Origin of the sequence: Streptomyces sp. NPDC005402 (assembly GCF_040606575.1) — a bacterium.
Classification (GTDB): domain Bacteria; phylum Actinomycetota; class Actinomycetes; order Streptomycetales; family Streptomycetaceae; genus Streptomyces.
This window is the reverse complement of record NZ_JBEXFB010000003.1, coordinates 366,662-375,662: the sequence shown is the minus strand read 5'-3', so window position 1 is coordinate 375,662 and position 9,001 is coordinate 366,662. Positions and strand designations below refer to the sequence as shown.

At 70.6% G+C, this 9,001-nt stretch carries 16 protein-coding genes; 14 read left to right on the top strand and 2 right to left on the bottom strand.

From position 1 onward, the window contains the following. Positions 1 to 104: 104 nt before the first annotated feature. Complete coding sequence (locus tag ABZT02_RS07720; protein WP_007384028.1) at positions 105 to 371, top strand: GlsB/YeaQ/YmgE family stress response membrane protein; 267 nt, start codon at positions 105 to 107, stop codon at positions 369 to 371. Between the two features lie 263 nt (positions 372 to 634). Here the strand turns inward: ABZT02_RS07720 and ABZT02_RS07715 are convergent, their stop codons facing one another. Further along, the gene (locus ABZT02_RS07715) at positions 635 to 847 is read right to left on the bottom strand and encodes a helix-turn-helix domain-containing protein (RefSeq protein ID WP_356015258.1); all 213 of its coding nucleotides are present in this window, start codon (positions 845 to 847) and stop codon (positions 635 to 637) included. Between the two features lie 227 nt (positions 848 to 1,074). Here ABZT02_RS07715 and ABZT02_RS07710 point away from each other — a divergent pair, with 227 nt between their 5' ends. The 12 genes from ABZT02_RS07710 (at position 1,075) to ABZT02_RS07655 (ending at position 8,046) form a co-directional block, all read left to right on the top strand. After that, positions 1,075 to 1,467, top strand: a complete 393-nt coding sequence (locus ABZT02_RS07710; RefSeq protein WP_356015256.1) for a hypothetical protein — start codon at positions 1,075 to 1,077, stop codon at positions 1,465 to 1,467. 115 nt (positions 1,468 to 1,582) lie between these two features. Continuing rightward, positions 1,583 to 2,131: a hypothetical protein gene (locus tag ABZT02_RS07705; protein ID WP_356015254.1), complete on the top strand. Its 549-nt coding sequence runs from the start codon at positions 1,583 to 1,585 to the stop codon at positions 2,129 to 2,131. Continuing rightward, positions 2,128 to 2,508, top strand: coding sequence for a hypothetical protein (locus ABZT02_RS07700; RefSeq protein WP_356015252.1), 381 nt, complete (start codon positions 2,128 to 2,130; stop codon positions 2,506 to 2,508). The genes ABZT02_RS07705 and ABZT02_RS07700 overlap by 4 nt, the downstream gene beginning before the upstream one ends. After that, on the top strand, positions 2,505 to 2,699 hold the full coding sequence (locus ABZT02_RS07695; RefSeq protein ID WP_356015249.1) for a hypothetical protein: 195 nt from the start codon (positions 2,505 to 2,507) through the stop codon (positions 2,697 to 2,699). Before ABZT02_RS07700 ends, ABZT02_RS07695 begins: the two co-directional genes overlap by 4 nt. Beyond that, the gene (locus ABZT02_RS07690) at positions 2,696 to 3,829 is read left to right on the top strand and encodes a hypothetical protein (protein ID WP_356015247.1); all 1,134 of its coding nucleotides are present in this window, start codon (positions 2,696 to 2,698) and stop codon (positions 3,827 to 3,829) included. Before ABZT02_RS07695 ends, ABZT02_RS07690 begins: the two co-directional genes overlap by 4 nt. Next, positions 3,829 to 3,993 carry a hypothetical protein gene (locus ABZT02_RS07685; RefSeq protein WP_356015245.1) on the top strand — a complete coding sequence of 55 codons (165 nt, stop codon included), beginning with the start codon at positions 3,829 to 3,831 and terminating at the stop codon, positions 3,991 to 3,993. Before ABZT02_RS07690 ends, ABZT02_RS07685 begins: the two co-directional genes overlap by 1 nt. Beyond that, positions 3,990 to 4,412 carry a hypothetical protein gene (locus ABZT02_RS07680; RefSeq protein ID WP_356015243.1) on the top strand — a complete coding sequence of 141 codons (423 nt, stop codon included), beginning with the start codon at positions 3,990 to 3,992 and terminating at the stop codon, positions 4,410 to 4,412. The genes ABZT02_RS07685 and ABZT02_RS07680 overlap by 4 nt, the downstream gene beginning before the upstream one ends. A gap of 21 nt (positions 4,413 to 4,433) precedes the next feature. Next, positions 4,434 to 4,589, top strand: coding sequence for a pRL2-8 (locus ABZT02_RS07675; protein WP_356015241.1), 156 nt, complete (start codon positions 4,434 to 4,436; stop codon positions 4,587 to 4,589). Positions 4,590 to 4,626: 37 nt separating this feature from the next. Continuing rightward, a complete protein-coding gene (locus ABZT02_RS07670) occupies positions 4,627 to 4,803 on the top strand; it encodes a DUF6257 family protein (RefSeq protein WP_356015239.1) in 177 nt (58 codons plus the stop codon). Positions 4,804 to 4,890: 87 nt separating this feature from the next. Beyond that, positions 4,891 to 6,999, top strand: a complete 2,109-nt coding sequence (locus ABZT02_RS07665; RefSeq protein ID WP_356015237.1) for a cell division protein FtsK — start codon at positions 4,891 to 4,893, stop codon at positions 6,997 to 6,999. Positions 7,000 to 7,451: 452 nt separating this feature from the next. Beyond that, the gene (locus ABZT02_RS07660; RefSeq protein WP_356015235.1) at positions 7,452 to 7,649 is read left to right on the top strand and encodes a hypothetical protein; all 198 of its coding nucleotides are present in this window, start codon (positions 7,452 to 7,454) and stop codon (positions 7,647 to 7,649) included. Positions 7,650 to 7,797: 148 nt separating this feature from the next. Further along, complete coding sequence (locus ABZT02_RS07655; RefSeq protein WP_356015233.1) at positions 7,798 to 8,046, top strand: hypothetical protein; 249 nt, start codon at positions 7,798 to 7,800, stop codon at positions 8,044 to 8,046. 22 nt (positions 8,047 to 8,068) lie between these two features. Here the strand turns inward: ABZT02_RS07655 and ABZT02_RS07650 are convergent, their stop codons facing one another. Continuing rightward, entirely contained in the window at positions 8,069 to 8,284 is a 216-nt protein-coding gene (locus tag ABZT02_RS07650) for a hypothetical protein (protein WP_356015231.1), read from the bottom strand. A 120-nt stretch (positions 8,285 to 8,404) separates the two neighbouring features. On the opposite strand from ABZT02_RS07650, the gene ABZT02_RS07645 reads away from it, so the two are divergent. Beyond that, positions 8,405 to 8,929: a hypothetical protein gene (locus ABZT02_RS07645; protein ID WP_356015228.1), complete on the top strand. Its 525-nt coding sequence runs from the start codon at positions 8,405 to 8,407 to the stop codon at positions 8,927 to 8,929. Positions 8,930 to 9,001 lie beyond the last annotated feature (72 nt).

Sequence of the window (9,001 nt, the reverse complement as noted above, 5' to 3'; positions counted from 1 at the left end):
GTACGACCCAGGCACATGAGTGCTGAGCGCTCGCCCGGTCTGCCGGGATGTAGATCACAGTTCCCGGACAGTGCGGGCACAGCGTGGAAGGGCAGGTTCAGGGCATGAGCATTATCGGCTGGATCATCCTGGGGCTGTTGGCCGGAGCCATCGCCAAGTTCCTGCTGCCGGGCCGTGACCCGGGCGGCTTGATCGGGACGACTCTCATCGGCGTCGCGGGCGCCTTCATCGGCGGCTGGATATCGGCCCGTTGGCTCGACCACCCGGTCTCCAAGAGCTTCTACGACGGACCCACCTGGGCCGCCGCGATCGGCGGCTCCCTCGTGCTCCTGATCGCCTACCGTCTCCTGTTCGGCAACTCGCGCGACTGACCCCCGAACCGCAGCCAGCAGGCGAGAAGGGTGGGCACCGGCCAGGTGCCCACCCTTCCTCGCGAATCGCTGCCGGGGCCGGTGCCGGCACCGGTCGGCGAATCAGCAGCTCACCGGTAGTTCACGTACTGCCCACTTGATCGCCTGACCTGCACGTTATCGGCGAAAGGCCGGTTGACGTGCGAAAACTACTGACAGTGTTTGCCAACGTTGCGCACTGTCATTCGGGGTCTTGTGCCCGGCATGTGCCCTCGCTGCCCCGTTCACTGGAGATCGGTGCGCGCCCCTTGGCCGGGGCGGTCGAAGCCGATGATCGTGGCGGGCTTCCATGCGGGCGAGCGGCCGAACGTCCGATCCTCCTTGGGCAGCTCTCCGCGCCCCCGCGACCGGTACGTACGGACCGTCGCCTCGCTCACGCCCCAGTACTCGGCGACGTCCGCGATCGTCCAGTAGTCCGCCTTCGGGTCGACCGCCATGCCGTGACTCCTTGTCGTCGTGATGTGGACAAAGTCTATGCACCTCCGACCTCGGCGACACCCCTCGAACTTTGCTCCATTGATGTTGACAAGGTTCCGGCCGGGCCGTAACTTTGTCAATGTCAGACGGACAAGGTTCTAGTCCGCCTACAGAACGGCCCCCGGCGGTGCTCCAACACCGACCGAGGGCCTGACGGAATCAACCCGACTGCACCGGGAGACCCGCTGTGACGCATCTTTCCATCCGCCGTGAGCGCCGCACCAACCGCCGTACGCTGCGCGCCGAGCTGCGCCGCCGTACGGCCGCCGGCCGCCTCGCCTCCAGCTGCCACCGCCGCCCCCGCTCCCTCGCCACCGTGGCGGTCGCCGCGGGCGTCGCGAAGGACACGGCCGCCGGTGTCGCCAACGGCCTGCGCAGCGTCGCCAAGCGCCTGGCCCTTGCCCCCGCCGCGACCGCCCGCACTCGCCGCACCGTCGCCGGTGGCCGCGCCCGCCGCACCCACACCGTGACGCGCTGGACCCTGGCGCAGGTCGCCCGCATGGTCGAGGCCTACCGGCCCCGCAAGCCGGAGTACAAGGCCGCCGCCGCCCGCCTCGTCGCCTTCACGGCCGCCGCGTAGCCACTCCCGGCACGCCCCACAGACCACCGTCCGGGGCAGGCGGGGAGGCCTCCCCGGGCGGTGCAGACCCATCGTCCCGCTTCCACCAGGAGCAGGGCGAGACAGGAGTCAGACCATGCAGAGCACCACCCCCCGCGGCGGGACGCCCCTCACCTCCAGCCCGGCCGCCGAACCCAGCGACCTCGCCGTCGCCATCCGCGTCGGCCGGCGCATGCTCGCCCACTACGGCGACGCGAGCGGCTTCGACGTCTTCGCCTACGCCCAAGCGCACGGCGGCCTCGCCGAAGGCCTCCGCATCCTGCTGCGCGCCCTCGACGCCGAGGACGGCGAGCAGCCCGGCCCCCGTACTGCGGGAAACCTCGCGCTGCGCTGCCCGGCGGCGCACTCCGAGGACCCCGACCCCTGCAACGGACCGGTCGTCGTCACCGTCCTCGACGCGCAGAACGCGGGCGTGGACGGCTGCGAGCACCACGGCGCCCGTCTCCTCGCGTCCCTCGACGGTGGCCGCGTGTACGCCCTCCCGGACGCCCCGGACGGGGCCGCGATCCGCGTCTTCAAGGCCGCCGACGCCACCCGCCCGTTCCCCTGGTTGACGGACGCGCCGCGCACCCGCGGCGGTCAGCTGTCCCGCGCCGAGGTCCGCGAGCGGGGTGAGCGCGCGTGAGCACCGAGCCCCGCACCGTCACGGTCACCGTCCTCGTCTCCAAGTCACTGGAGATCGACGAACCGGCCTGGTGCGCCGGAGACCACCCGGGCGCCAACTACGTGCCCGACATCACGCACAACGGGCCGGAGGTGTCCGCCCGCTTCGAGACCCGGCACGGGCCCGTCGACTACCTCACCGCGTGGATCACGCAGGCCCCGTACGGCGAGCTGAGCCCCGAGCCGCAGCCCATGGTCGCCGTTGAGTTCGGCGGTAACGCGAACTCCCTGGACCCGGACACCGTCCGCTCCTTCACCGCGCTCACCCGGGCGCACCTCGACATCCTCGACGTCCTCGCCAACGAGTGCGACCGCCTGCGAGAGATCGAGGGCCCGTGAGCGCCCGACCCGTGCGCCGGCCGACCGAGCGCGCCGCCCTCGCCGCGGTGTGCCGGTCGCCCCGGCGCCTCCCGCCCGTCCCCGCCCTCATGGCCGCGCTGCTCGACGCGAACGAGCGCCGCGACCGCGAGGGCGCCACCTTGGCCGCGCACCGTGTGGTGCGGGCCGCCGCCCCGGAGGTGGGCGAATGACCAGCACCAGAGAACTCACCAAGGGACAGACCCACGTCCTCCGAGCGGCGGCCGTGGCCATGGTCGTCGTCGGCGGCTTCGGCGCGTGGGGCACCTACAGCAACGCCGCCGCCGAGTTCCACCGCCAGGCGACCGCGGCCGGTGTCGTCGCCGCCGGAGAGGGCCTCACCCTGATCCTGGCCCTGATCATGCTCGGGCGGACCATGCTCGGCCAGCCGTCCCCGTTCGTGGTGCGCGGCGGCATGTGGCTGGCCCCGCTGTCCGCCGCCTGCATCGGCATCACCATCGCCTCGGACGTGCGCGAGGCCGCGGTGTACGCGGTCACCCCGCTCGCCATGTCCGGGGCCGCCGAGGGACTCGGCCTGATCGCCCGCTCGATCGTCGTCTACCGCACCGGTGTGGACGCCGAGGCGATGCGCCGCAACGCGGACGCTGCCCGGCAGCTGGCGTTCAACCGGGCCGTCGCCGAGAAGCACCCCGGCGGCTGGAAGAAGAAGGCCGCGGTGCGCAGGTACTGGCGGCTCGCGAAGTACGTCGGTGTCGGCGATGCCGAGCTCGGCGCGGGCCTGGTCGATGTGCAGCGCGTCCGGGTGCGTGACGGCGCCGATGCGGCCCTCGCCGACATGTACGGCGTGACGGCCCCGGCCGCCGCTGCCTCGCAGTCGACGGAGGTCCGGCCGGCGTCCGCGACGGAGGCACTGCGGGTGCACCTCGCGCAGATGGACCCCGTCGAGGCGATCCGGTTCGCGGCTGTTGCGCGACCTGATGCGCCCCCGGCCGAACTCGCCGTGATCCTCGGCACCTACGGCGTGACGGTCGACCCCGTGGCGGTCGCCCTGGTCCTCGGCCAGGAGCCCCCCGAGTACGAGGTGACCCGACCTGATGCGCCTGTTGCGCCGCAGCTCAGCGAGTTGCCCGCGCTCGGCGTGCAGGGCGCCGTCGAGGAGGCCGCAACAGCCCTCGGCGAGGACGCCTCCGCCCGCGAGATCGCCGAGCACCTGGAACGGATCCGGCGCCTGGTCGTCCCCGAGAACCACATCCGTACGGCCCTGTCGCGGGCCGCGAAGAAGACCGAGCCGGAGGCGCCCGCAACGCCCGGCAACACCCCCATGGAAGGCGGATACGCGTGATGCGCTGGCTCATCCTCGGCGCCCTGCTCGGGCTCCTGCTCGCCTACCCCTCGCTCCTCGCCGTCGTCTCGGTCGTCGCCGCGATCGTGTCGAAGCCCGTCCTCGTCGCGTTCGGCCTCGGCCTGGCCGCCCGCCCGCACCTGCCCCGGAGGTGGGCCCGATGACCGAGCCGACCCCGCCCAACCTGCCGGAGGCGTACCGCAGATACGTCGAGCAGGCGGCACACCACCGCCCGCCGAACGTGCTCTACGACCAGCACGGACGTCCGGTGCACTTCACCATCGGGCAGCCCCCGCCGCCCGTCGTCGTGCAAGCCCCGGTACAGCAGGGCATGGACCCCGCGCTTCAGCGCCTGATCATCGTCACGTTCCTGATCCTGGCCGTGGTCGTCGTCTGCACCGCCGCGGTGTGCGCGGTCGTCGTCCTCGTCGGCGGAACGCTGATCGGGATCATCGGCACCGTCTCCGCGAACCTCCCGATGATCGGGCTCTCCCTGGTCGGTGTGATCCTCGCCGCCGGGTGGGCCGCCGCGAAGATCCGGCCCGCCTCCCGTACACAGCTCACCGGCCGCAAGCGCCGCTGACCTGCAACGGAAGGAGGCCAGATGCTCCGCAAGCCGTGCCCGAAGAACCAGTGCCGCCAGTGCTGGACCCACGCCTACGACCCCGACATCCACAAGCGCCTCCGCCCTCGCGAGGACTGCGGGCCGTGCGTCGACCACATGCGCAACGGCTGCCCGCCCGAACTGATCCAGAAGTAACCCCGAGACCAAGCCCACCACCACGGAGGACTGATCCATGGCCAAGGACCTCAACTTCAGCGACTTCACCCTCGGCGAGAAGGCCCGCATCGTCGGCCTGGTCGCCCGGATGGGGAAGCGCGGCCTGGCCGGCGACACCGTCGACCTCAGCGACCTGAAGAAGCGCGTCGAGCGCATCGAGAAGAACGCCGAGCGCCGCAAGAACGGCAAGTAGCTCCACCCCGGGGACGGCCCGCAACTGCCAGGTCAACGGCCGCCCCCGGGCCCCGGACCGCCCAACAGAACGACCGGAGAGCCCAGCATGACCGAGACCGCCACACACCCGCTACACGCCACCACCGCGCCCCCGACCCCCGAGGCGCCGCCGCAGACCCCGGCCCCTATCGACGACACGGCGCCCGCCCCGGTCGTTCCCGTCGACAACCCCAAGCTGCCCGACCCCGGCGTCACCACCGAGAAGCGCCGCCCGATCATCGCCCCATGGCTGCGCTCCCGCCGCGACCTGCTCGCGACCGTCGAGCGCGCCGCCGGGCACGCCTGGTACGCCACCGCCTACCACGGACTCCGAGCCCCCTGGTACGCCACCCAGCTCGCCCTCATGGCTCCCCGCGGCACGGCCCGCCTGGTCACCAACACCAACCGGTGGATCTGGGACCGCGAGGCCGCCCCGCTCCGAGACTTCACCGTCCGCCAGGAGGACGTGGAGGAGTACATGCGCCTGGCCCGCCTGCGCGCCGGACGCGTCCGCCTGCGAGGCCTCGTCACCGTCATCGCCTGCACCTTCGGCCTCGGCTTCGCCCTCTGGCTGTACGTCATGGCCCCGCAGTTCCTGTACGTCTTCGCGGCCAGCGGGGTGCTGACCCTCGGCTACTTCGGCCAGCAGCCGGACGCACCGGTGATCGGCCCCGCGGTGATGCGCACCGAACTCCAGAAGCTCACCGGCACGATCGTGCTGCGCGCCCTCGACTCCATCGGCAACGCGAAGATCTCCGCCGCCGTGAAGAAGGGCGGCGACATGAACGGCATGCGCTTCACCTCGGAGATCACCCGCGACGGTCCTGGCTACCGCGCCGACCTCGACTTGCCGTACGGCGTCGTCCCCGAGGACGTCATGGAGGAACGCCAGGCCCTCGCCTCCGGCCTGCGCCGCAAGCTCGGCTGCGTGTGGCCCTCCGGCGACCCCGACGAGCACGAGGGGCGGCTGATCCTGTGGGTGGGCGACAAGCCCATGAACGAGACCACCAAGCCCGAGTGGCCGCTGCTGAAGGAGGGTGAAGTCGACCTCTTCAAGCCGGTCGTGTTCGGCAACGACCAGCGGATGCGGGACATGTTCGTCACCCTCATGTTCGCTTCGGTCGTCGTCGGCTCCATCCCGCGCATGGGGAAGACGTTCCTGCTCCGCCTGCTGCTGCTCATCGCCGCCCTCGACCCGCGTGCCTGGATCCTGGCCTTCGACTTCAAGGGCACCGGCGACCTTGGCCCTCTCGAACCGGTCTGCCACCGCTACCGGTCCGGCGAGGAAGACGAAGACCTCCTGTACGTCCTGCACGCCATGCGGGAGCTGAAGCAGGAACTCACCCGGCGGGCGAAGGTGATTCGCCACCTGCCCAAGTCCCGCTGCCCCGAAAGCAAGGTGACCCCGGCCCTGGCCTCGGACAAGAGCCTCGGTCTGCACCCGATCGTGGTCGGCTTCGACGAGTGCCAGGTGATGTTCGAGCACGAGAAGTACGGCGCCGAACTGGAGTCCATCTGCACGGACATCGCCAAGCGCGGCCCCGCCCTCGGCATCGTCGGCATGTTCGCCACACAGCGCCCCGACGCCAAGAGCCTGCCGCCCGGCATCTCCGCCAACGCCGTCCTGCGCTTCTGCCTGAAGGTCATGGGCCACACCGCCAACGACATGGTCCTTGGTACCGGCGCCTACAAGGCCGGCATCCGCGCCACCATGTTCAGCCGCTCCGACCGCGGTATCTGCTGGATGTCCGGCGAGGGCGACGACCCCCTGATCGTCGCCTCGGCGTTCGTCGACGGGCCGGCCGCCGAGCAGGTCGTGGGCCGGGCCCGGCAGCTGCGCGAGGCGTACGGGAACATCACCGGCCACGCGGTCGGTGAAGGCCCCTCCGAGTCGCGCGGCATGAACGTCCTCGGCGACGTCGCCAAGGTGTTCCGCGCCGACGAGGAGCAGCTGTGGTGCGAGCGGATCGCCGCCCGCCTGGCCGAGTCCTGGCCGGACGTCTACGGCGAGTGGACCACGGCCAGCGTCGCCCCGGCTCTGAAGCCGTGGGGCATCGCGACGACGGACGTGTGGGGCACCACGGAGGACGGCAGGGGCACCACGAAGCGCGGCATCAAGCGCGCCGACGTGGCCGCCGCCATCACGCGCCGTGACGCGGACCGGGCCGCGGCGTAGGACCCGGACGGGTGCTAGGCCTCGCACCAGCAAGTGCTTGGCCTAGCACCTCCGCTAGCACCAGAACATGCCCCTGACCTGTTACCTAGCGCCTAGCAGCAGGGGCCCCCGGGAACCGGAACACACCCAGGATTCGAGGGAGAGAGCACCCATGTGGGTTGCGATGGCGGTCGTCGTCGTCTGGCTCGGCGGCTACGCAGTGTTGTGCATGGTGCGGCCGTTTGGGAAGTGCCGTCGATGCCGTGGCGCGGGCGAGCTCGAGCGGTTCCGGAAGGTGCGGACGTGCCCGCGCTGCCGCGGGAGCAAGCTCCGGCTGCGACTCGGTCGACGCGCGCACAACGCGTGGCAGCGCACGCACGAGGCAGGCGCTCGCTGAGCTGGAAACGGGAACCGCATGCGCTGCCCCAAGCGTCCACATCTGCACCACCAGCGCGGCCAGACCAAGGAGCACCATGAGCAGTACCGTCGACAACCAGTCGGACAAGCGCAAGGAGACCCGAGACGTACTCCTCGACGCGATCAGGACCGAGGTCGAGAACATCGACCAGCGTGAGCACCAGGTCAATCGCGTCGGCATGTTGAACGAGCTGGCCAAGGCCTACGCCCTCGTCTACCACGGCACCACGATCGCGACGCCGCCGAAGAGCTGACGACGCTGGCCAGGCGCCCCGTCACCCCGTCCGACGACGTCCGGAGACGGGGCATCGTCGTGTCTGCGACCACGTTCTGGGGCCGTCCGCCTGGGGAAACCCCGCGATCAGGTGGAACATGGCTGATGCCTAAAGGGCAGAGATCCCGGTGTATCGCTACGCCAAGTGGATTCGGGGCAACGACGTGCCGAAGAAGAGCGACCGCCGAGTGCCCCTCCCTGTCGGCCTCCTGCCACTTCTCACCCAGCAGCAGTTGGAGACGTACTACGGCGTCTCCGACTTCACCGTCCTCCAGTGGATCAAGGCCGGAATGCCCGTGGAGCCATTCAGCGCCCGTGGCCGCCGCTTCGACCTGGCTAAGTGCCAGGAGTGGCACCAACAAGACGAGCTCTCCTGATCGGTGAGTCCGGTGCAGCGCGTCAGTGGACCCATACCTCCGGGCCGCCGCCTCGCCACTCGATCAGCCCGGACGCCTCGACATACGCCTCATCGACATCCTCAATCCCCGCGCGGCGCAGGAACTCGGCGATGTCCCGGAGCCCGTACGCCCGGCCGAGGATCTCCCCGTCTACGCGCACCCGGCGCGCGCCGTCCTCGTCGGGCGGGTACACGACCACGGGCATCACGGAGGCCATGAGGCCAGAGTGGCGTACGGCACCGACAGCGGCACTTCGGCGACGGACCCCAGAGGGAGCGGTGGTCGCCCGTCCAAAATCGTCGGCGTTGCCCTGATCAGCAGCCGTAGCATGCCCGCCATGAGCAACGCAGCTGCCCCCCGTGAGCGGAATCCCTTCCTTGAGGCCGTCGGCCGGGTGACCGTCGCCGGCGCCCACCTGGACCGCGCGCTCCTCGGCCTGCTCGGCAGCCTTGCCTTCGAACCGACACTGCTCATGCACGCCAACGCCGAGGGCACCGCCCGACTGATCGAGCTCTGCGAGTTGGCTCTGAAGTGCTACGACCACCACGATCCCGCCGACCTGGCCGACGTCAAGGACTGCTTGGCCCGGGCGAAGGCGCTGAAGGACAAGCGCAACACCGTGGTCCACTCGCTGTTCATGCAGGCCGAGAACGGCAACGGTCTCGAAGCGATGAGGCCGGCCCGCAAGACGATCGGCCACTCCGTCACACCGATCACCATCGAGGACATGGAGAGCATGGCGAAGGAGATGGAAGAGTTGCAGAGCGACTTGTTCCGTGCGAGCTGGAACATCAGAACCTCGCAGACTGGCATGCCCCGCATGCGCCGTCCGGGAGAGCCCGCAGAGGCCGCCTCAGAGTGACAGAACAGCGCCGCTCGAAAACCTCGTCATTGAGCTCGGCGGCGCACACTCAGTGTCACAAGACGGACACAC

What these genes read in the sequence shown, in the direction of transcription:
- ABZT02_RS07680 (WP_356015243.1), top strand. Translation starts at nt 3,990, where the DNA reads ATGACCGAGCCGACCCCGCCCAACCTGCCGGAGGCGTACCGCAGATAC.
- ABZT02_RS07670 (WP_356015239.1), top strand. Translation starts at nt 4,627, where the DNA reads ATGGCCAAGGACCTCAACTTCAGCGACTTCACCCTCGGCGAGAAGGCC.
- ABZT02_RS07660 (WP_356015235.1), top strand. Translation starts at nt 7,452, where the DNA reads ATGAGCAGTACCGTCGACAACCAGTCGGACAAGCGCAAGGAGACCCGA.
- ABZT02_RS07675 (WP_356015241.1), top strand. Translation starts at nt 4,434, where the DNA reads ATGCTCCGCAAGCCGTGCCCGAAGAACCAGTGCCGCCAGTGCTGGACC.
- ABZT02_RS07715 (WP_356015258.1), bottom strand. Translation starts at nt 847, where the DNA reads ATGGCGGTCGACCCGAAGGCGGACTACTGGACGATCGCGGACGTCGCC.
- ABZT02_RS07705 (WP_356015254.1), top strand. Translation starts at nt 1,583, where the DNA reads ATGCAGAGCACCACCCCCCGCGGCGGGACGCCCCTCACCTCCAGCCCG.
- ABZT02_RS07690 (WP_356015247.1), top strand. Translation starts at nt 2,696, where the DNA reads ATGACCAGCACCAGAGAACTCACCAAGGGACAGACCCACGTCCTCCGA.
- ABZT02_RS07650 (WP_356015231.1), bottom strand. Translation starts at nt 8,284, where the DNA reads ATGGCCTCCGTGATGCCCGTGGTCGTGTACCCGCCCGACGAGGACGGC.
- ABZT02_RS07720 (WP_007384028.1), top strand. Translation starts at nt 105, where the DNA reads ATGAGCATTATCGGCTGGATCATCCTGGGGCTGTTGGCCGGAGCCATC.
- ABZT02_RS07685 (WP_356015245.1), top strand. Translation starts at nt 3,829, where the DNA reads ATGCGCTGGCTCATCCTCGGCGCCCTGCTCGGGCTCCTGCTCGCCTAC.
- ABZT02_RS07645 (WP_356015228.1), top strand. Translation starts at nt 8,405, where the DNA reads ATGAGCAACGCAGCTGCCCCCCGTGAGCGGAATCCCTTCCTTGAGGCC.
- ABZT02_RS07665 (WP_356015237.1), top strand. Translation starts at nt 4,891, where the DNA reads ATGACCGAGACCGCCACACACCCGCTACACGCCACCACCGCGCCCCCG.